The sequence below is a fragment of the Amycolatopsis mediterranei genome, from assembly GCF_026017845.1.
In the GTDB taxonomy this organism is placed as follows: Bacteria; Actinomycetota; Actinomycetes; order Mycobacteriales; family Pseudonocardiaceae; genus Amycolatopsis; species Amycolatopsis mediterranei.
Genome location: NZ_CP100416.1, coordinates 738,167 through 757,155 on the forward strand (window position 1 = coordinate 738,167; position 18,989 = coordinate 757,155).

At 70.3% G+C, this 18,989-nt stretch carries 24 protein-coding genes; 21 read left to right on the forward strand and 3 right to left on the reverse strand.

Features of this window, described 5'->3' with window-relative positions:
* Nucleotides 1-2: 2 nt before the first annotated feature.
* The 18 genes from rplR to truA all read left to right on the forward strand — a co-directional run bounded on the left by rplR (nt 3) and on the right by truA (nt 11,560).
* Entirely contained in the window at nt 3-401 is a 399-nt protein-coding gene (gene rplR / locus ISP_RS03560) for a 50S ribosomal protein L18 (protein ID WP_034285945.1), read from the forward strand.
* Between the two features lie 31 nt (nt 402-432).
* Nucleotides 433-1,080: a 30S ribosomal protein S5 gene (gene rpsE / locus ISP_RS03565; RefSeq protein ID WP_013222614.1), complete on the forward strand. Its 648-nt coding sequence runs from the start codon at nt 433-435 to the stop codon at nt 1,078-1,080.
* A 1-nt stretch (nt 1,081) separates the two neighbouring features.
* A complete protein-coding gene (rpmD, locus tag ISP_RS03570) occupies nt 1,082-1,267 on the forward strand; it encodes a 50S ribosomal protein L30 (RefSeq protein WP_013222615.1) in 186 nt (61 codons plus the stop codon).
* The gene (rplO, locus tag ISP_RS03575) at nt 1,264-1,710 is read left to right on the forward strand and encodes a 50S ribosomal protein L15 (RefSeq protein WP_013222616.1); all 447 of its coding nucleotides are present in this window, start codon (nt 1,264-1,266) and stop codon (nt 1,708-1,710) included. Before rpmD ends, rplO begins: the two co-directional genes overlap by 4 nt.
* A gap of 106 nt (nt 1,711-1,816) precedes the next feature.
* Nucleotides 1,817-2,863, forward strand: a complete 1,047-nt coding sequence (locus ISP_RS03580) for a hypothetical protein (protein WP_230468701.1) — start codon at nt 1,817-1,819, stop codon at nt 2,861-2,863.
* Nucleotides 2,864-2,882: 19 nt separating this feature from the next.
* Nucleotides 2,883-3,497 carry a LysE family translocator gene (locus tag ISP_RS03585; protein WP_013222618.1) on the forward strand — a complete coding sequence of 205 codons (615 nt, stop codon included), beginning with the start codon at nt 2,883-2,885 and terminating at the stop codon, nt 3,495-3,497.
* A gap of 254 nt (nt 3,498-3,751) precedes the next feature.
* Complete coding sequence (gene secY / locus ISP_RS03590; RefSeq protein ID WP_013222619.1) at nt 3,752-5,059, forward strand: preprotein translocase subunit SecY; 1,308 nt, start codon at nt 3,752-3,754, stop codon at nt 5,057-5,059.
* Nucleotides 5,056-5,610: an adenylate kinase gene (locus ISP_RS03595; protein ID WP_013222620.1), complete on the forward strand. Its 555-nt coding sequence runs from the start codon at nt 5,056-5,058 to the stop codon at nt 5,608-5,610. The genes secY and ISP_RS03595 overlap by 4 nt, the downstream gene beginning before the upstream one ends.
* 44 nt (nt 5,611-5,654) lie before the next feature.
* Nucleotides 5,655-6,431, forward strand: a complete 777-nt coding sequence (gene map, locus ISP_RS03600) for a type I methionyl aminopeptidase (RefSeq protein WP_013222621.1) — start codon at nt 5,655-5,657, stop codon at nt 6,429-6,431.
* A 257-nt stretch (nt 6,432-6,688) separates the two neighbouring features.
* Nucleotides 6,689-6,910: a translation initiation factor IF-1 gene (gene infA, locus ISP_RS03605; RefSeq protein WP_004558881.1), complete on the forward strand. Its 222-nt coding sequence runs from the start codon at nt 6,689-6,691 to the stop codon at nt 6,908-6,910.
* A gap of 37 nt (nt 6,911-6,947) precedes the next feature.
* Nucleotides 6,948-7,061, forward strand: a complete 114-nt coding sequence (gene rpmJ / locus ISP_RS03610; protein ID WP_004558882.1) for a 50S ribosomal protein L36 — start codon at nt 6,948-6,950, stop codon at nt 7,059-7,061.
* Between the two features lie 206 nt (nt 7,062-7,267).
* The gene (gene rpsM / locus ISP_RS03615; protein ID WP_034285908.1) at nt 7,268-7,648 is read left to right on the forward strand and encodes a 30S ribosomal protein S13; all 381 of its coding nucleotides are present in this window, start codon (nt 7,268-7,270) and stop codon (nt 7,646-7,648) included.
* Nucleotides 7,645-7,830, forward strand: coding sequence for a hypothetical protein (locus ISP_RS03620; protein WP_013222623.1), 186 nt, complete (start codon nt 7,645-7,647; stop codon nt 7,828-7,830). The genes rpsM and ISP_RS03620 overlap by 4 nt, the downstream gene beginning before the upstream one ends.
* Before the next feature lie 18 nt (nt 7,831-7,848).
* Nucleotides 7,849-8,256, forward strand: coding sequence for a 30S ribosomal protein S11 (rpsK, locus tag ISP_RS03625; RefSeq protein ID WP_004558885.1), 408 nt, complete (start codon nt 7,849-7,851; stop codon nt 8,254-8,256).
* Nucleotides 8,257-8,279: 23 nt separating this feature from the next.
* A complete protein-coding gene (gene rpsD, locus ISP_RS03630; RefSeq protein WP_013222624.1) occupies nt 8,280-8,885 on the forward strand; it encodes a 30S ribosomal protein S4 in 606 nt (201 codons plus the stop codon).
* Between the two features lie 107 nt (nt 8,886-8,992).
* Nucleotides 8,993-10,063 carry a DNA-directed RNA polymerase subunit alpha gene (locus tag ISP_RS03635; protein WP_004558887.1) on the forward strand — a complete coding sequence of 357 codons (1,071 nt, stop codon included), beginning with the start codon at nt 8,993-8,995 and terminating at the stop codon, nt 10,061-10,063.
* A 44-nt stretch (nt 10,064-10,107) separates the two neighbouring features.
* Complete coding sequence (gene rplQ / locus ISP_RS03640) at nt 10,108-10,656, forward strand: 50S ribosomal protein L17 (protein WP_013222625.1); 549 nt, start codon at nt 10,108-10,110, stop codon at nt 10,654-10,656.
* A gap of 73 nt (nt 10,657-10,729) precedes the next feature.
* On the forward strand, nt 10,730-11,560 hold the full coding sequence (gene truA / locus ISP_RS03645; protein ID WP_080582959.1) for a tRNA pseudouridine(38-40) synthase TruA: 831 nt from the start codon (nt 10,730-10,732) through the stop codon (nt 11,558-11,560).
* Between the two features lie 69 nt (nt 11,561-11,629).
* Here the strand turns inward: truA and ISP_RS03650 are convergent, their stop codons facing one another.
* The gene (locus ISP_RS03650; protein ID WP_013222627.1) at nt 11,630-12,349 is read right to left on the reverse strand and encodes a hypothetical protein; all 720 of its coding nucleotides are present in this window, start codon (nt 12,347-12,349) and stop codon (nt 11,630-11,632) included.
* Nucleotides 12,350-12,422: 73 nt separating this feature from the next.
* On the reverse strand, nt 12,423-13,604 hold the full coding sequence (gene eccE, locus ISP_RS03655) for a type VII secretion protein EccE (protein WP_034285947.1): 1,182 nt from the start codon (nt 13,602-13,604) through the stop codon (nt 12,423-12,425).
* A gap of 672 nt (nt 13,605-14,276) precedes the next feature.
* Here eccE and eccB point away from each other — a divergent pair.
* The 3 genes from eccB (at nt 14,277) to ISP_RS03670 (ending at nt 17,369) form a co-directional block, all read left to right on the forward strand.
* The gene (gene eccB, locus ISP_RS03660) at nt 14,277-15,914 is read left to right on the forward strand and encodes a type VII secretion protein EccB (RefSeq protein WP_071831447.1); all 1,638 of its coding nucleotides are present in this window, start codon (nt 14,277-14,279) and stop codon (nt 15,912-15,914) included.
* A gap of 64 nt (nt 15,915-15,978) precedes the next feature.
* Nucleotides 15,979-16,296: a hypothetical protein gene (locus tag ISP_RS03665; protein ID WP_230468702.1), complete on the forward strand. Its 318-nt coding sequence runs from the start codon at nt 15,979-15,981 to the stop codon at nt 16,294-16,296.
* Nucleotides 16,293-17,369 carry a WXG100 family type VII secretion target gene (locus ISP_RS03670; protein ID WP_013222632.1) on the forward strand — a complete coding sequence of 359 codons (1,077 nt, stop codon included), beginning with the start codon at nt 16,293-16,295 and terminating at the stop codon, nt 17,367-17,369. Before ISP_RS03665 ends, ISP_RS03670 begins: the two co-directional genes overlap by 4 nt.
* Before the next feature lie 9 nt (nt 17,370-17,378).
* On the opposite strand, the gene ISP_RS03675 is transcribed toward ISP_RS03670, so the two are convergent.
* The gene (locus ISP_RS03675; RefSeq protein WP_013222633.1) at nt 17,379-18,989 is read right to left on the reverse strand and encodes a S8 family serine peptidase; all 1,611 of its coding nucleotides are present in this window, start codon (nt 18,987-18,989) and stop codon (nt 17,379-17,381) included.

Here is an 18,989-nt window from a genome sequence, read left to right on the forward strand (position 1 = left end):
TCATGAGCGACACGACTACGAAGCGCAAGCCGGTGGGCAAGGACATCTCGACCCGCCGCCGCGTCGCGAAGGCCCGTCGGCACTTCCGGCTCCGCAAGAAGGTCTCGGGCACCGAGCAGCGTCCGCGCCTGGTCGTCAAGCGGTCCTCGCGGCACATCGCCGTGCAGGTCATCGACGACCTCGCCGGCCACACGCTGGTGTCGGCGTCCACCCTCGAGGCGGACATCCGGTCGTTCGACGGCGACAAGAAGGCCAAGGCCGCCAAGGTCGGGGAACTCGTCGCGGCGCGGGCCAAGAACGCCGGGATCTCGGCTGTGGTGTTCGACCGTGGGGGCAACGCCTACCACGGCCGCATCGCCGCGCTCGCCGACGCCGCCCGTGAGGCGGGGTTGGAGTTCTGATGCAGATGCTCGTTAATGGAAGGAAAGCCTGATGCCGGGACGTACACGGCAATTCGGCGGCGGACAGGGCGGACCCGGCGGGCAGGGCGGCAACGACCGCAATGAACGTCGCGGTGGCGGCCGGGACCGGCGCGACAGCGGCCGTGGCGGGGCCGGCCAGGACAAGACCCCGCACCTCGAGAAGGTCGTGACGATCAACCGCGTCGCCAAGGTCGTCAAGGGTGGTCGTCGCTTCAGCTTCACCGCCCTGGTGGTCGTCGGCGACGGCGACGGTCAGGTCGGCGTCGGCTACGGCAAGGCCAAGGAAGTTCCCGCGGCGATCGCCAAGGGCGTCGAGGAAGCGAAGAAGAACTTCTTCCGCGTTCCCCGCGTCGGCGGCACCATTCCCCACCCGATCACGGGTGAGGAAGCCGCTGGTGTCGTCCTGCTCCGCCCGGCTTCCGCCGGTACCGGCGTCATCGCCGGTGGCCCGGTGCGTGCCGTGCTGGAGTGCGCGGGTGTCCACGACGTGCTGTCGAAGTCGCTCGGCTCCGACAACGCGATCAACATCGTGCACGCGACCGTGGCGGCCCTGAAGGGTCTGCAGCGTCCCGAAGAGGTCGCGGCCCGCCGCGGTCTCCCGCTCGAGGACGTCGCTCCGGCCCGGATGCTGCGCCAGCGCGCGGGCCAGGGGGTCTGACATGGCTCAGCTCAAGGTCACCCAGGTCAAGAGCAAGATCGGCACGAAGCACGCTCACCGCGAGTCGCTGCGCACCCTCGGGCTGCGCAAGATCCGCCAGAGCGTCGTGCGTGATGACACCCCCCAGGTGCGCGGCCTGATCCACACCGTCCGCCACCTGGTGGAGGTCGAGGAGGTCCAGGCATGACGGCCATCAAGATCCACCACCTGCGTCCGGCTCCGGGCGCCAAGCGCGACAAGATCCGCGTCGGTCGTGGTGAGGGTTCGAAGGGTAAGACGGCCGGTCGCGGTACGAAGGGCACCAAGGCCCGGAAGAACGTGCCGGCCCGGTTCGAGGGTGGGCAGATGCCCATCCAGATGCGGCTCCCGAAGCTGCGCGGCTTCAAGAACCGCTTCCGCACCGAGTACCAGCCGGTGAACGTGGGCGACATCGCCCGCGTCTTCCCGGACGGCGGCACCATCGGCGCCGACGAGCTGGTCAAGGGCGGTCTGGTCCGCAAGGGCAAGCTGGTGAAGGTGCTCGGCAACGGCGACGTGAACGGCGTCAAGCTGGACATCACCGCCGACGCGTTCTCCGGCTCCGCCAAGGAGAAGCTCGAAGCGGCCGGTGGCTCCGCCACCACCAACTGAGGTCGTTGGTTTCGAAGGCCCGTCTGGCTCTGCCAGGCGGGCCTTCGCCGTCTGCTCCTGACGGCGGTTCCTTGCCGGGAAGGGAATCCGGACGGAAGATCGCAGGGTGGACAGACCGCCGCAGGAGCCCGCAGCACAGCCCGACGACGCCGAGTCGCCGCTGAGCTTCCCGGTCGAGGCACCGCCGCCCGCCGGCCTCGAGCCGGGAGCGGGCGTGCCGCAGGCCGAGCCGCTGCGGTTCCCGGCGGAGGCTTCGCGGCCTGAAGCATCCTCGCCCGGCGCTGCGCAGCCTGCCGATGAGCCGCTGTGGGTTCCCGCCGAGCCGCCGCGGCCCGAAGCGCCCCTGCAATCCGCATTCCCGTCCGCCGATGCGCCGCTCCAAGCCCCGCCCCTCCCATTCCCCGGCGCCGCGTCTGCGCCCACCGGAGCGCCCTTCCACCCCGCCGAGCTGCCGTACCCCGTCGCCCAGCTCCCGGGATCGGGAGCAGGGGCCGTGCCCGGCGCCGAGCCGCCTCCGCTGCTGCTGCCGCCGGCCGCCGAGCTGCTGCCGACTCCCGTCCCGGCATCCGTCCTGCGGTTCGCCCCGCCCGTCCTCGCCGTCGTCGCCGCCTTCATGACCGCGCTCGGGTCGTTCCTCCCGCTCTTCCAGATCCGTGAACACATCGGCAACGGCCAGCGGTTCCTGGACACCGACTTGCTCATCACCGAGACCGCCTGGGGCCACACCTACGTGATGCCGAACCAGGAAGTCACCGACCAGCCCGGCGCACCGGTCGGCGCCCCGCTCCTCTTCGCCGCCGTCCTCCTGGTCGCCGCCGCGCTCGCCGCCTTCACGCGCCCGGAGCACCGGCTCGGCCGGTGGCTGGTGTCCGCGGGGGCCGTCTTCACCGCCGGCGTGGTGATCACCGTCGGCACGAACGGGATCGGGTGGTCCGTCCTCGCCCGTCGGGACGAGCTGACGGTCACCACGGCGCCGGGCATGTGGCTGCTGATCGGCGGCACCGTCGCGGCCGCGGCCGCCGCGGTCGTCGCGTACCTGCCCCGGCGGCAGCAGCCCGGCTGGGCCGATCCGGCGCTCGCCTACGCCGACACCCCGACGCCGCCCTCCGGGGTCGCCATCACCGTCCTGCCGCCGGACGACGAACAGCCCTGATCGCCGCTACCGTGGCGGTGTGTGGGTCTTCTTCGGCGCGTCCGTGCTCGTCGCTCTTACGCCAGGGGCGAACAACCTGCTCGGCCTCCACCACGGCATGACGCACGGTGTTCGCCGTGGCCTCGCCGGGCTCGGCGGCCGGCTGGCCGCTTTCACCCTGTTGATCGCCGCCGTGGCGGCCGGGCTGGGGCAGCTCCTGGCCGCGTCCGAGACCGCGCTGACGATCATCAAGTGGGCCGGCGCCGCCTACCTGCTCTACCTCGGCGTCCGCCTGCTCTGGTCCACCTTTCGGGGGAAAAGCAGTGCCACCGAGCTGCCCGCGACACCCATGACGGCGTGGCGTGTCACCCGCAAGGAGTTCGGTGTCGCGCTCACCAATCCGAAGGCGATCCTGATCTTCACGGCCTTCGTCCCGCAGTTCATCGACCCAGGTCGCGGGTCGTTTTCGGGGCAGCTCGCGCTGCTCGGCGCGGGCTACCTGCTGGCCGAGTTCCTGGCCGGCTCGGTCTACGTCTTCGCCGGCGCCGCGGTGAAGACGATCAAGCTCACCCGGCGGGCCCGGCGCAACGTCGATCGAGGCACCGGCGTGGTCCTCGTCGGCCTGGCCGGCGTGCTCGCGACGTCCAGCGCTTGATCCACAATCTGTCAAGGATTCCGGCGGGTCCGGCGATGTGGATCAACCCGCCGGAGCAACCTTGGTACGGAAAACCCACACGGACTGCGGACACGCCCTGTGAAGCTGTTAGAGTCGGCGACACGCTTCGGGACGAGTGTGCCCCGAAGCGTTCCTGGCTTGCGTGCCAGTAGTGCTGTGTGTTCCTGCCGGCCCCGTGCCGGCCAAGCCGATCGTCGGTTAGGACAGCCGACGACGCCGAGGAGGTCCCCCGCGTGCTCAGCGCCTTCCGCTCGGCTCTCGCGACGCCGGATCTACGCAAGAAGATCCTGTTCACGCTAGCCATCGTCGCGGTTTACCGAATCGGTGCGACCATTCCGGCGCCCGGCATCTCGTACGGTGCCGTACAGGCCTGTAGCTCACAGGCGCAGCAGGAGGGCGTCTACCAGCTGCTGAACCTGTTCAGCGGTGGTGCGCTGCTGCAGCTGTCGCTCTTCTCGACCGGCATCATGCCGTACATCACGGCGAGCATCATCATCCAGCTGCTCACCGTGGTCATCCCGCGGTTCGAGGAGCTGAAGAAGGAAGGGCAGTCCGGCCAGGGCAAGCTGACCCAGTACACCCGGTACCTGACGATCGCGCTGGCGATCCTGCAGGCCACCGGTGTGGTCGCGCTCGCGGACCGCAAGCAGCTCTTCCCCGACTGCCAGTCGCCGATCATCCCGGACAACAGCGTCTACTCGCTGGCCATCATCGTCATCACGATGACCGCGGGCACCGCCGTCATGATGTGGCTGGGCGAGCTGATCACCGAGCGCGGCGTCGGCAACGGCATGTCCGTCCTGATCTTCCTGAACATCGCGGCGCGCATCCCGGTCGAGGGCGGCAACATCCTCAGCAACGCCGGTGGCGTCGGCCTGGCGATCGTCTGCGTCTTCGGCCTGGTGATCATCGCCAGCGTCATCTTCGTCGAGCAGGGGCAGCGCCGGATCCCGGTGCAGTACGCCAAGCGCATGATCGGCCGCCGGATGTACGGCGGCACGTCGACCTACCTGCCGATCAAGGTGAACCAGGCCGGCGTCATCCCGGTCATCTTCGCGTCGTCCCTGCTGTACCTGCCGGACCTGATCAGCCGCCTCGTCGGCGACCAGAACGCCAACTCCGGCTGGCAGGTGTTCATCAAGAACTACATCGTGAACCAGTCCAGCTGGGTGCACATCGCGCTGTACTTCGCCCTGATCATCTTCTTCACGTACTTCTACATCACGATCACGTTCAACGTGGACGAGCGTGCGGAAGAGATGAAGAAGTTCGGCGGCTTCATCCCGGGCATCCGCCCGGGCCGCCCGACCGCGGAGTACCTGAGCTTCGTGCTCGGCCGGATCACCCTGCCGGGTTCGCTCTACCTGGGCATCATCGCGATTCTTCCGAACTTCTTCCTGTCGTTGACCGGTAGCGGGAACAACCAGAACTTCCCGTTCGGTGGCACGGCTGTGCTGATCATGGTCGGTGTCGGTCTCGACACCGTCAAGCAGATCGAGAGCCAGCTGATGCAGCGCAACTACGAAGGGTTCTTGAAGTGACGCGCCTGGTTCTCGTGGGCCCGCCCGGCGCGGGCAAGGGCACGCAGGCGGTGGCCCTGTCCGAGCAGCTGCGTGTCCCGCACATCTCCACCGGTGACCTGTTCCGCGCGCACGTCGGCCAGGAGACCCCGCTCGGCCAGGAAGCGAAGCGCTACCTGGACTCGGGTGAGCTCGTGCCGGACTCGGTGACCAACGAAATGGTCCGCGAGCGGCTCGCCGAGCCGGACGCCAAGGTCGGCTTCCTGCTCGACGGCTTCCCCCGCAACACCAAGCAGGCCGAGGTCCTCGGCGAGATCCTGGGCGACGCGGACGTCTCGCTCGACGCGGTGATCCAGCTGCAGGTCCCGGAGGACGTCGTCGTCGGGCGGCTCATGTCGCGCGGCCGCGCGGACGACACCGAAGAGGTCATCCGCCGCCGTCAGCAGATCTACGTGTCGGACACCGCGCCGCTGCTGGAGTACTACGCCGACATCCTGGTGACCGTCGACGGTGTCGGCAGTGTCGAAGAGATCTCCGGCCGGGTGCTGAAAGCGCTGCGCGACCGCACGTGAACCTCGGAGGATTGCGTGTTCTGCAAGTGCTCCGGCGTGGGCGCATGATCGAAGTCAAGACCCCGGACGAGCTGCAGGCGATGCGGGCCGCGGGCCTCGTGGTCGCCCGCACGCTCGCGTCGGTCCGTGCCGCGGCGAAGCCGGGCGTCAGCACCGCCGAGCTCGACGAGCTGGCCGAGCAGACGATCCGGGACGCCGGCGCGGTGCCGTCGTTCAAGGGCTACCACGGTTTCCCGGCGTCGATCTGCGCGTCGGTGAACGAGCAGATCGTCCACGGCATCCCGGCGAAGACCCAGGTGCTGGCCGACGGCGACATCATCTCCGTCGACTGCGGCGCCATCCTCGACGGCTGGCACGGCGACTCCGCGGTGACGCTGGCCATCGGCCAGGTCTCCGACGCCGACCTGGCGCTGTCCGCGGCGACCGAGGCGGCGATGTGGGCCGGCATCGAGGCGGTCCGCGCCGGCGGCCGGCTCACCGACATCTCCTACGCCGTCCAGTCCGCCGCCGAGCGCGCGGCCCGCGACGACGGCATCGAGTACGGGATGATCGTCGAGTACGGCGGCCACGGCATCGGCCGCCAGATGCACATGGACCCGTTCCTGCCCAACGTCGGCAAGCCCGGCAAGGGCCCGCGGCTGAAGCCCGGCATGGCGCTGGCGATCGAGCCGATGCTGACCGGCGGCGGCGGCGAAACCCGCGAGCTGGACGACGGCTGGACGGTCGTCACGGCCGACGGCTCCCGCGCGGCCCACTGGGAGCACACCGTCGCCATCACCGAAGACGGCCCCTGGGTGCTCACGGCCCCCGAAGACGCCTGACCTGCGCTTTCACCCATTCGGGGCGCCTGGCCGCCGTGATCTCCTACCATGTTCACCCCCGGTTTGGGGGTCGCGACACGACGTGCGTACACTGTCAAGTCGGCGCACTTATCGCGCCCGGATCCTGCGCGCTCGTGAATTCACGGTACTGGGACTCGGGCACCAGTGTGTCACGCAACACCCAACCCAGCACTAGTGCTCGAAGTTGATCACAAGGTGTAGCGACAGGCAGTGTCGACTAAGGAAATGCGGAGGACATGGCGAAGAAAGACGGGGCCATCGAGGTCGAAGGCCGCGTAGTCGAGCCGCTCCCCAACGCGATGTTCCGCGTCGAGTTGGAGAACGGCCACAAGGTCCTGGCACACATCAGCGGCAAGATGCGGCAGCACTACATCCGCATCCTGCCGGAGGACAGGGTTGTCGTGGAGCTCTCGCCCTACGACCTCTCTCGTGGTCGCATCGTCTACCGCTACAAGTGATCACGAAGAGCAGCTCAACAGCAGGAGAGCAGAAGACGTGAAGGTCCAGCCGAGCGTCAAGAAGATCTGCGACAAGTGCAAGGTGATCCGCCGTCACGGCCGGATCATGGTGATCTGCGAGAACCTGCGGCACAAGCAGCGGCAGGGCTGATCTCCAGCACTCGAAGCAGAGTGGCTTGACGGCTACACACCCTCCCCGCACCTGCCGGGCCACGCGAGTGGTCCGGTTCACCCCCGGGCTTCAGGCCGGGGCCGGGACACCCGAAGCGCAAGCCGAGGGCACGACAGGCGAGTCGGTCCCGGAACCGGACGGGGAGCAGACCTGAAGAGGAAACCGAAGAAGGAGCATCAACGCCAATGGCACGACTCGCTGGCGTAGACCTCCCCCGCGAAAAGCGGTTGGAGATCGCGCTTACCTACATCTACGGCATCGGCCGTACCCGCTCGAAGCAGCTCATCAAGGCTGCCGAGCTCAACGCGGACACCCGCGTCAAAGACCTCAGCGATGACGACCTCGCGAAGCTGCGTGTGTACATCGAAGAGAACTTCAAGGTCGAGGGTGACCTTCGCCGTGAGGTGAACGCCGACATCCGTCGGAAGATCGAGATCGGGTGCTACGAGGGCCTTCGCTGGCGCCGCGGACTTCCCGTCCGTGGTCAGCGCACGAAGACCAACGCCCGTACCCGCAAGGGTCCGAAGAAGACGGTCGCCGGCAAGAAGAAGGCTGGCAAGAAGTGAGCGTCCAGGGCAAGAAGGTCGTGCAGATGGGTGGCGTTCAGCGCCGCGGCTCGGCTTGTGTCTCGCCCAAGGCGCTCTACGCCCGCCCGATGGCGCTCCGCAACCTGTACACCGACGCCGGTTCGATCATCCGGCGCGGACAGGCCGAAGCGGTCGCCGCTCACCAAGAGAACGCGCGCTAACAGGAGATCCCTCACAACATGCCACCGAAGTCTCGTACTGCGGCCGGGGCCAAGAAGGTCCGCCGCAAGGAAAAGAAGAATGTTGCGCACGGTCACGCGCACATCAAGAGCACCTTCAACAACACCATCGTCTCGATCACGGACCCGACCGGTGCCGTGATCGCGTGGGCGTCGAGTGGGCACGTGGGCTTCAAGGGCTCCCGCAAGTCCACCCCGTTCGCCGCGCAGATGGCCGCCGAGAACGCTGCTCGCAAGGCCGCCGAACACGGCATGAAGAAGGTCGACGTCTTCGTGAAGGGCCCGGGTTCGGGCCGCGAGACGGCGATCCGCTCGCTGCAGGCGGCCGGCCTCGAGGTCGGCACCATCCAGGACGTGACCCCGCAGCCTCACAACGGCTGCCGCCCGCCCAAGCGGCGCCGGGTCTGAGGAACGGGGAGGAGTAAGAAGAAATGGCTCGTTACACCGGCCCCGCGACGCGTATTTCGCGTCGCCTCAAGGTTGACCTCATCGGCGGCGACCAGGCTTTCGAGCGTCGCCCCTACCCGCCGGGCCAGCACGGCCGCGGGCGCATCAAGGAGTCCGAGTACCTCCTGCAGTCGCAGGAGAAGCAGAAGGCTCGCTACACCTACGGCGTTCTCGAGCGTCAGTTCGTCCGGTATTACAAGGAAGCCGTCCGGCGTCCTGGCAAGACCGGTGAGAACCTGCTCCAGATCCTCGAGTCCCGCCTGGACAACGTGATCTACCGCGCCGGCATCGCCCGCACCCGCCGTCAGGCGCGTCAGCTGGTGAGCCACGGCCACTTCCTGGTCAACGGCGTCAAGGTCAACGTCCCGTCGTACCAGGTCACCAAGTGGGACATCATCGACGTGCGGCCGAAGTCGTTCTCGATGCTGCCCTTCGTCGTGGCCAAGGAGTCCTTCGGCGACCGCCCGATCCCGGCGTGGCTGCAGGTCGTCCAGTCCAACCTCCGCGTGCTGGTCCACCAGCTGCCGGAGCGTGCGCAGATCGACGTTCCGGTCCAGGAACAGCTGATCGTCGAGCTCTACTCGAAGTAGTCTGGCCCTCGGCTGGAGTACGGGCGGCGGCGCAACAGGTGCGCCGCCGCCGCGCCATCCCTTCGACGTCATATGGCGGGCGTCGTCTGGAAAGGAATTAGGAAGAAATGCTGATTTCCCAGCGGCCGGCTCTCGGCGAAGAGACGGTCAACGAGACCCGCTCCCGGTTCACCATCGAACCGCTGGAGCCCGGCTTCGGCTACACGCTCGGCAACTCGCTGCGTCGTACGCTGCTGTCGTCCATCCCGGGCGCGGCCGTGACGAGCATCCGCATCGACGGCGTGCTGCACGAGTTCACCACCGTTCCCGGGGTGAAGGAAGACGTCACCGACATCATCCTGAACCTCAAGGAGCTCGTGGTGTCCTCGGAAGAGGACGAGCCGGTCACCATGTACCTGCGCAAGCAGGGCCCCGGTGAGGTCACGGCGGCCGACATCGTGCCGCCGGCGGGTGTCACCGTGCACAACCCGGATCTGCACATCGCGTCGCTGAACGGCAAGGGCAAGCTCGAGATCGAGCTCGTCGTCGAGCGCGGCCGCGGTTACGTTCCGGCCCTGCAGAACAAGCAGGCGGGCGCGGAGATCGGCCGGATCCCGGTCGACTCGATCTACTCGCCGGTGCTCAAGGTGACCTACAAGGTCGAGGCTACCCGTGTCGAGCAGCGCACCGACTTCGACAAGCTGATCCTGGACGTCGAGACCAAGCCGTCGATCACGCCGCGCGACGCGGTCGCGTCGGCCGGCAAGACGCTGGTGGAGCTGTTCGGCCTCGCCCGCGAGCTGAACGTCGACGCCGAGGGCATCGAGATCGGCCCGTCGCCGCAGGAAGCGGACACCATCGCCGCCTACGCGATGCCGATCGAGGACCTGGACCTCACCGTCCGGTCGTACAACTGCCTCAAGCGCGAAGGCATCCACACGGTGGGCGAGCTCGTCTCGCGCAGCGAGGCGGACCTGCTCGACATCCGCAACTTCGGCGCCAAGTCGATCGACGAGGTCAAGCTCAAGCTCGTCGGTCTCGGTCTCGCGCTGAAGGACAGCCCGCCCGGGTTCGACCCGACCGCGGCTGCGGCCAGCTACGACGGTGAAGGCTGGTCGGAGGGTGTCGGTGGCATCGCCGACGGGATTTCGGACGGCCACGACGATGGCCAGGACTACGCAGAGACCGAGCAGCTCTAGGGCTCTGTGCCTGGACGCTGCGAGCTGAACTAGTAGGAGAACCAATGCCCACCCCTACCAAGGGAGCCCGGCTCGGCGGGTCGTCCGCGCACGAGCGGCTGATCCTGGCCAACTTGGCCACGCAGCTGTTCGAGCACGGCAAGATCACGACCACCGAGGCGAAGGCCCGCCGGGTCCGCCCGCTGGCCGAGAAGCTGATCACGAAGGCGAAGCGGGGCGACCTGCACAACCGCCGTCAGGTGCAGAAGGTCGTCCGTGACAAGGACGTCGTGCACAAGCTGTTCGCCGAGATCGGTCCGCACTTCGCGGAGCGTCCGGGCGGCTACACCCGGATCACCAAGACGATGGCGCGCAAGGGCGACAACGCCGCCATGGCCGTCATCGAGCTGGTGTCCGAGAAGACCGTGACGTCCGAGGCCGAGCGCGCCCGCAAGACGAAGTTCGCCAAGGACGAGAAGGCCGCCGCCCCGGTTGCCGAGGAGACCACCGAGGCTCCGGCCGAGGAGGCTCCCGCTGCCGAGGAGGCCAAGGCCGAGGAGACCACCGAGGCTCCGGCCTCGGAGGAGACCGACGCCGACGCCAAGAAGGACTGACGTCCTGACGGCCGATTCGACACCGGACGAGCCCGCCACTCCCCTCGGGGAGGGCGGGCTCGTTCGTCTGCGCCTGGACGTCTCCTACGACGGCACGGGCTTCTCGGGCTGGGCCCGGCAGCCGGGCCGCCGGACGGTCCAAGGCGTCCTGGAGGAGGCCCTGCAGCGGCAGCCACCGGGGGCCGGGGTGCCGAAGTCCGTCGTCGTGGCGGGCCGTACGGACGCCGGGGTGCACGCCACCGGCCAGGTGGTCCACGTCGACGTCGTGCCGCTCGCTCCGGGCTCCGCAGGCCGGGTTCCGGTCTTCGCCGAGGGCATCCCGGACCTGACGCGCATGGCGGGCCGCTGGAACCGCCTGCTGCCGGGAGATGTGCGCGTGCTGGGTGCCCGGATCGCTCCCGAGGGCTTCGACGCCCGGTTCTCCGCGGTGCGGCGGCACTACCGCTACCGCGTCTCGGACGCCCCGTGGGGCGTGGACCCGTTGCGCCGCCACGACACCCTGGCCTGGAACCGTCCACTCTCGACGGACGCGATGAACGCCGCCGCCGCGGAACTGCTGGGCCTGCACGACTTCGCGGCCTACTGCAAGCAGCGCGAGACGGGCACGACGATCCGTGAGCTGCAGCGCCTGGAATGGACGCGGGTGGACGAGCACCTGCTGGAGGTCCGGGTCTCGGCGGACGCGTTCTGCCACTCGATGGTCCGCAGCCTGGTGGGCGTGCTCCTCCTGGTCGGCGACGGCCGCCGCACCGACGCGTGGCCCGCGAAGGTCCTGGAGAGTGGCATCCGCGACAGCGCGGTCGCGCCCGCCCACGGCCTCACCCTCCTGGGCGTGGACTACCCCCCGGACGCCGAACTGGCCGCGCGCGCGGAGCAAACCCGCAACGTCCGCACCTCGCTCTAGCCCGTCCCGATGCAGTGAATGACTCATTCCTGACGTCAGACGCCAGGAATGAGTCATTCACTGCATGGGTCAGTCGCCGCGGCGGACCGGGCCGAGGAGCTGCTGCTCCTTGCCCGTCGTGACCAGCCGCAACGGCCGCCAGAGGTTGCGGCCCAAGGCCACCACCTGGTCGTCCTTCAACGTCGTCAGCTGGCGCATCATCTGGGGCGGCAGGTTCCAGATCCGGCCCGCCAGCTCGGCCTGGCCGGCCGGGAGGCGCTGCATCAGCACCAGGTCCGCCGCGTTGGCCGTCATGCCCGCCTGGGGGTGCAGGTACGGGAGCACGTAGATCGTCGTCTGCCAGGGCGAGCGGGGCGGGAACAGGTCCTGCGGCGTCGGGCCGCCGTCGGTCACCACCAGCAGCGGCGCGTCCTCCGACGGCCGCGGCAGCTCGACCGGCGACAGCCGCCGGATCTGCACCAGCGGCGACGGCCGCCCGTCGCGGAGGCCGGCCGCCCGGGAGAGCACCTGCCACTCGGTCGGGCGCCCGGTGGCGACGACGACCCAGGCGCCGACCGCCATCGCGCGCATGGCCACCTGGCGGGCCAGGTAGAGCCCGCCCACGAGCACGATCCGGGTGGGGGTCGAGCGCAACGCCGAGATCGTCAGCGGCTCGCCCTTGAGGCCCGAGCCGAGCACGATGCCGCCGCGGTCACCCGAGGGGCTGATCGCGTCGAGCATCGCCGGATCCACCGTGAATTCCGGCGCCACACCGCTGTTCTGCCCCGCATCGCGGACGCGCGAACTCATGCGCACACCTCGCTGACGCTCGGCGCGGCCTTCGCCGAAGACGCAGTGTTGAATGATTCGGTCGCAAGCTCCCTCATGCTGTCCCTCCGATCGGCAAAGTCGCGGCGAACGCGGAGACCTGCAAGCCGCGCAGCGGTGTCAGGTCCACGCCCAGCCGCTCGGCCAGCCCCTGCAGCCGCTGGTCGGCGGCGTCGAGCTCACGCGGGTTGCGCGCGCTCAACCGGACCACGCCGCGCAGCCCGATCTTGCCCTCGTCGGACGCCGGGGAAATCGACATCGCGAGCGTTGCCGACAGCGCACGGACGCTCGTCAGCGCGTTCAGGCTGTTGGTGACCTTGCCCTTCGGCCAGCCGGTGATGGCGTAGCTCGCGTGGCCGATCCCGGCCGCGGTCACGCCGGACCAGCGTTCCTGCATCGTCACCTTGGTGGGCGAGCCCGCCACCGACGTCAGCTCCGCGGCGGAAATGCCCGCCCGCAGCAGTTCGTCCGGGTCGAGCGGCCGGGTCGGCACGCCCTGGGACTCCAGCGCGTTGCGCACCCGCGACAGCGCCCCGATCAGCGCGCGGTGGGCGCCGACGACGCCGCCGCCACGCTCGCGGATCGCCGCCGGGCACCGCCGCGGGTCGAGCCGGATCGCCACCCACGTCGTGCGCCGGGCCGCCGCGGGCAGCGGCCCCAGCACCTCCATGTAGGAGCTCAGCGCCGGCGAGTCCGACGGCAGCGCCGCGCTGCCCGGGTAGCAGTGCCAGATCATCTGGATCGAGTCGAGGACCACGCCGCGGTCTTCGAGGCAGGGCGCCAGCGCCGACAGCGGCAGGCTCGGCGCGCCGTCGGCCTGGGTGATCAACGCCGGCGCCGGCTCGACGAGCAGCACCGCCGTCCACGTGCCGTCGTTCCAGGCGAGGCCGACCTGCTGGCGCTCGTGGTCGACGCCGTGCGCGACGACGAGGTCCGGCACGGCGATGCGGAGCAGGTTCACGCGGGCGTCGTCGGGGCCGGTGACCGTGGTCTCTTCGGCGGTCATGGCTTCGACGGTGCTCGGCGGCAGCGGGTCCGCGACCCGGTCGTGCGAGCGGAAGGTGTAGCGCAGCGTCAGGCCGACCCACTGGGTGAACCAGCGGCCGCGCCAGCGCAGCAGCGCGACGATGAGGGCGAAGCCGGCGATGCCGATGCCGACGTACTTGAGCGACATGTCGATCGCGAGCAGGACCAGGCCGATCGCGAGGCCGACTTCGAGCACGACCAGGTTGGCCACGGGCAGCGGGCCGAGGGTGACGCCGGCGGAGCGCCGCCGCGCGGGCGGAGCCACCCGGGCCGGGCCGGGCGGGGGAGTGGCGGAACCGCTGTCGTCGGGCCCTTGAGGGCCGCCGGGGCCACCACCGGGACCGCCCGGGCCACCGCCGCCAGGACCGCCGGGACCGCCGCCTCCGGGGCCGCCAGGGCCACCGGGACCACCCGGGCCACCGGGACCGCCGCCTCCGGGACCACCCGGGCCGCCCGGACGTCCTCCAGGCCCACCCGGACCGGGACCGGGACCGGGACCGGGACCGCCGGGACCGCGCGGGGGCATGCCGGGTCCGCCGGGACCGCCACCGGGTCCGCCGGGCACACCGCCGGGAAGGCCACCGGGTCCGCCAGGGCCACCGGGAACGCCACCCGGACCGCCGGGACCACCGGGTCTGCCGGGACGCGGCGGCGGGCCCGGCGGACGGCCACCGGGCGGCGGGGGCCCGGGCGGGCCAGGCGGACGTGGAGGAGTGGTGACGGACATCCGCGCTTTCTCTTCCCCTCGTGCTTGCTGCGTACCCGGAAGCCGGGTCCCGGGGAGCCCGACCCTAGCTGGAGTTGGTAGAAACCCCACACCAGACGGTCCCCGTACGGCTATCCTGCGGAACCGTACCGCGACGGGGAGAGCTGTAGGTCGAGAATGCCATCAACACCGACGACTAAGTCTCAGGTCCAGGCGTATCAGTTCGTCCTACGGCGGATGCAGTCGGCGCTGGTCCGGCGGGACGCCGTGATGCTGCACGACCCGATGCGCACCCACACGCGGGCCACGATCGTCGGGGTCGTGCTGGGCGCGCTCGGCATGATCGTGTTCGTCGTCTGGGGCCTGCTCAGCCCGGCGCCTTCGGTGCCCGAGGCCGGGAACATCGTGATCGGCGAGCAGTCCGGCACGGTCTACGTGGTGACGGGCAACCCGAAGAAGCTGATCCCGACGTTCAACCTCGCGTCGGCGCGGCTACTTCTGCTGGCCCAGCAGAAGTCGTCCGCTGCGGGCGCGGCCGCCGGCGGCGCGGCCGCTACCCCGGCCCCCGCCGCGGCGAGCCCGGCGAGTGTGAAGAATCCCACGGTCGTTTCCGACGAGCAGCTGAAGGACATTCCGCGCGAGAAACTGACCGGAATTCCGGACGGTCCGCAGCTGATCCCGACCGATTCCCAGCGGATTTCCCCCAATTGGGCCGTCTGCGACCAGGTTCAGCTGGATCCGTCGCTGCCGAACCCCGACACCGGCCGGACCAACACCTACGTCTTCGGCGGCATCGCGCCGAGCGGCCTGGGCACCGAGCTGCGCGAAAACGAGGCGCTGCTGGCGAAGGCGGACAACGGGAAGACCTACCTCGTCTACCGGCTGCCGAGCTCCCGGAACCGGCCGAACGCGAACACCGTGCGCGCCGAGATCGACGTCGACAACCCGAATGACGCGGTCCGGACGGCGCTGCAGCTGCCGCCGTCGCCGCGGAAGATCACGCAGGGGCTGCTCAACGCGATCCCCGAGGTCGCGAAGCTGACGCCGCCGAAGATCCAGAACGGCCAGGCCCCGGGGGACTTCGACGGCCTGACCGCGGGCGACGTCTTCGCCACGCAGCAGGCCGGCGAGACGACGCTGAACTACTGGGCGATCACCCGCAGCGGCATCCAGCGGGTCTCCAACGCCGTCGCCGACATCATCCGCGTCGCGAAGAACGGCAGCTCCGGCCGGATCCAGACGCTGGGCCTCGACAAGCTCGCCGGGGTGCACACCATGCAGCCCACCGACCCCGACTACATCCCGGTCGACGACTTCCCGCGCTCGGTGCCGACGGTCCTCGACGCGACGAAGAACTCGTCGGTCGCGTGCCTGGGCTGGTCGCTGGCGGGGTCCGGCCCCGACCAGGACGCGCACACCTCGGTGTACGTCGACACGCAGCTGCCCGGCCAGAAGACCGGCGGCGAAAAGTTCGTCCCGATGACGGTGACCACGCCGGGCCCGAACCGGGTGCCGCTCAACGGGTTCTACCTCAAGCCCGGGTTCGCCGCGGTCGTCCAGTCGGCCACCGGGAAGGCCAGCTTCGGCAAGGGCCAGATCCAGCTGATCTCCGACCGGGGTGTCCGCTACAGCGTCCCGGACGCCCAGACCGCGGACGCGATCGGCATGAACAACCGGCAGCCGGCGCCCGAGTCGATCATCGGGCTGCTGCCGACCGGGGCGTCGCTGAACACCCAGGACGTGCTGCGGCAGTTCGACGCGGTGCCGATCGACCCGAACGCCGGCGCGTACCCGACCCCGCAGCCGGGGAACTGAGCGGAACCGCCGGACCTCGGTGGGCGTCCCACGCTCGTAAGTCTTTTTCGTGAGCGGAGGTGCCGTGGCCGGCTTGAGGATGGACGGCGTCGTCGTCGCCCGGTACGCCGAAACGGCCGAGGGCGCCGCGGCCGACCTGGACGCGGCGGCGGCCGAGGTCGGCGGGGACGTCACCGCGGAGTCCTACGGGACGCTGGGCGCGCAGATCGGCCTCGCCGAGTCCTACGGGCGCGCCTCCGGGGCGTTGCGGCGGCAGCTGGCCGACGGCGCCGAGGCGCTGCGTTCGGCCGCGGAGGCGCTGCGGCAGGTGGCGATCCGCCACGGCGGGCAGGACGCGGAAGCCGCGGAGCTGATCAAGCGGGCCGGAAGGCTCGACGGATGAGCGCCGGAAGCGACTCCCTGGCGGCTTCGGTGCCCGTGCCCGCGGGCGAGGACATCACCGCGGCGGCCGAGCCGTACCTGGCGTACCTCACGGAGCTGGCGCAGGAACTCGGCGTCATCGACCCCGTCGAGACGTACTTCCGCCCGCTGCTCGGCCGCTGGGCCGATCTCGGTGCCGAAGCGGATCGCCTGCGCCAGGCGGCTTCGGTCGCGGCGGAGGTTTCGGCGCGCCTGGACGACGAACTCGGCCGGCTCGACGCAGGCTGGGCGGGCCGGGACGCGGACTCGTTCGTCACCTACATCCGCGCGATCGGCGCGGCGGGCGGTGACCTCCACGAGGCGCTCGACATCCTGGCCGGCGCGCTGGACGAGATGGTGACGACCGTGCGGCACGTGGTCGTCGACCTCGTCGAGGTGCTGGTGGACGCGGCGGAGCTGACGTCGGAGACGATGCTGCTCCCGGCCGGCGGCCCCAAGCGGGCGCGGGCCCAGCTGGAGGAGACGCAGGAGTCGGCGAAGGCGCTGCACGAGACCGCGCGTGACGTCATGGAGGCGTTCGACCGGCTGTGCGACGGCGTCGACGACCCGGACGCGGCGTCCCGCACCATCGAGATCCGGCACCGGTACCCGCCGGAGCGCTTCAAGCTGCACGACGACGCCCTGAACGAAGCGGGCGAGCAGGCCACGGACGCGGCTTCGTCGCCGTCGCCGGGCGATGAAGCCATGACACCCTCGTCGGCCGACGAGGTCCTGACGCCGTCTTCGGCCGCGGGGCAGGCGGAGGGACGGCACACCGGCGCGGGCACTCCCGACCCCGCCCAGCCCGCCGATGCCGCCGTCCCGCAGGCGCCGCCCGCGGAGCAGGACCACAGCGCGTCGGGCGGGGTCCCGATGATGCCGATGATGGGGTTCGGGGCGTTCGGCTCGGGCGGCCAGGTTCGCCGCCCGTCGAAGACCCGCCCCGCCACGACGTCGTCCGACCTGCTGGGCGAGCCCGGCCTGGTCGCACCCCCGGTGATCGGCGAGGACGAAACCCCGCAGCAGAAGAAACCGACGGCCCCGCCCGCGACGTGACCTCGGGGGTCAGCGGCGGGAGGTCTCGGTTTCGGCCGGGCGGTTGCGGCGGATCGTGTGCATCACGAACAACGTGATCAGCAGGGCGAGCACGCCGCCCGCCGTGCCGGCCAGCGCCACGATCATCGGCGTCGAGTTGTGGTCGTTCGCCGGGGGGAGCTGGGCCATCTGCGGGGGCGGGATGGGTGCCTGGTTCCCGACCTCCGACGGCAGCACCTGCGTCAGCGCCGCCACCGGGTCGATCACGCCGTAGCCGACGAAGTTGTCGCGGCCGCCCGGGGCCGCCGGGTGCTGGGCCGTCTCCTTGATCCGGTTGACGATGCCCTTGGCGGTGAGCTTCGGGTACATCGCCTTGACCAGCGCCGCCAGGCCCGCCACGTACGGAGACGCGAAGCTGGTGCCCTGGATTTCGCTGGCCTTGTCGCCGTTCTCGAACGTCAGGTTCGCCAAGCTTCCGGACCCCTCGGCGGGGTCGAGCGAGACGATCTTCGTGCCGGGGGCCGCGACGCCGACCCACGGGCCGTGCACGCTGAACGGCGCCACGCTGCCGAACTCGTCGATCGCCCCGACCGACAGCACGTCGTCGGCGAACCACGGCGGCGTCACGATCGTCTTCGGCTTCCGCGCGTCCGGCTGGTCGTTCTGGGGGCAGGTGTCGGTCGCGTTGCCGGCGGCGGCGACGATCACGATGCCGGCGTCCGCCGCGAACCGCACGGCCGCCTGGACCTGCTGCTCGCCTTCGGTGATCGACCCGCTGGCCGGGCGGCAGTTGTCGACCGACATGTTGATGACGTCGGCCTCGTGCCGCTCGGCGATGCCGTGGATGATCTCGGCCAGCGTCCTCAGCGTGCCCGCGGTGCCGGCCTTTTCCAGCTGCCGCCCGCCGTTGGACTGCCCGGGCGACGTCCCGTCGCCTTCGGCGGTGCCGCCGCCACCGCCCGGCGGCAGTTCCGTGCTCGACCCGGACGGCGGGTTGGTGCTCGACGACGGCGGCGTGCTCGAGTTGGCGGTCGAGTTCTGCTTGGCGGGCTCGTAGTTTTCGCTGAGCTGGCGGTAGGACACGATCGTCGCGTCCGGCGCGACGCCGACGAACCCGACCTCGGGGTTGTCCGGCTTCGCCCCGATGATCCCGGCGACCTCGGTGCCGTGGCCGTCGCAGTCCTCGAGCCCCGGTGGCTGGTTCTTCGTCGGCGTGGCCACGTAGTCGCCGCCGGACTTGAGCCGGTCCTGGAACCACGGGTGCTTCGTCACGCCGGTGTCGATCACCGCGACGCGGACGCCGCCGCCGGCGCTGCCCCTGACCGCCTTGACGATCTCCTGCGCCTTGGAGATCTGCAGGTACTCCTGGCCCCACGGCCGGTTCTTGATCTGGATGTCCTGGCCGAGGGTGCTGCGCTGCACGCAGCCCTTCGTTTGCGTGTACGTCTTGTCGGGCTGGCGCGTGTCGGGGATCAGCTTGTCCATGTCGACCGGCGGCGGCGTCCCGAAGTAGCCGTCGGCCGGTGCGGCCTGCGCCCACGCCGGCACCGCGAGCGTCAGCGGCGACAGGAGGCCGATCGTGCCGGCCAGCAGGGCCGTCGCGGTCCTTCGAGTGGCGCCGGGACGCCGTGCTGCTGCCAT

Excerpts from the sequence above, each read along its gene's own strand:
- ISP_RS03670 (WP_013222632.1), top strand. The coding sequence starts at position 16,293 with ATGAGCGCCGGAAGCGACTCCCTGGCGGCTTCGGTGCCCGTGCCCGCG.
- rpmD (WP_013222615.1), top strand. The coding sequence starts at position 1,082 with ATGGCTCAGCTCAAGGTCACCCAGGTCAAGAGCAAGATCGGCACGAAG.
- rplR (WP_034285945.1), top strand. The coding sequence starts at position 3 with ATGAGCGACACGACTACGAAGCGCAAGCCGGTGGGCAAGGACATCTCG.
- ISP_RS03635 (WP_004558887.1), top strand. The coding sequence starts at position 8,993 with ATGCTGATTTCCCAGCGGCCGGCTCTCGGCGAAGAGACGGTCAACGAG.
- eccB (WP_071831447.1), top strand. The coding sequence starts at position 14,277 with ATGCCATCAACACCGACGACTAAGTCTCAGGTCCAGGCGTATCAGTTC.
- rpsK (WP_004558885.1), top strand. The coding sequence starts at position 7,849 with ATGCCACCGAAGTCTCGTACTGCGGCCGGGGCCAAGAAGGTCCGCCGC.
- map (WP_013222621.1), top strand. The coding sequence starts at position 5,655 with ATGATCGAAGTCAAGACCCCGGACGAGCTGCAGGCGATGCGGGCCGCG.
- rpsE (WP_013222614.1), top strand. The coding sequence starts at position 433 with ATGCCGGGACGTACACGGCAATTCGGCGGCGGACAGGGCGGACCCGGC.
- rpsD (WP_013222624.1), top strand. The coding sequence starts at position 8,280 with ATGGCTCGTTACACCGGCCCCGCGACGCGTATTTCGCGTCGCCTCAAG.
- rplQ (WP_013222625.1), top strand. The coding sequence starts at position 10,108 with ATGCCCACCCCTACCAAGGGAGCCCGGCTCGGCGGGTCGTCCGCGCAC.
- rplO (WP_013222616.1), top strand. The coding sequence starts at position 1,264 with ATGACGGCCATCAAGATCCACCACCTGCGTCCGGCTCCGGGCGCCAAG.
- ISP_RS03675 (WP_013222633.1), bottom strand. The coding sequence starts at position 18,989 with ATGGCAGCAGCACGGCGTCCCGGCGCCACTCGAAGGACCGCGACGGCC.
- rpsM (WP_034285908.1), top strand. The coding sequence starts at position 7,268 with ATGGCACGACTCGCTGGCGTAGACCTCCCCCGCGAAAAGCGGTTGGAG.
- infA (WP_004558881.1), top strand. The coding sequence starts at position 6,689 with ATGGCGAAGAAAGACGGGGCCATCGAGGTCGAAGGCCGCGTAGTCGAG.
- ISP_RS03650 (WP_013222627.1), bottom strand. The coding sequence starts at position 12,349 with ATGAGTTCGCGCGTCCGCGATGCGGGGCAGAACAGCGGTGTGGCGCCG.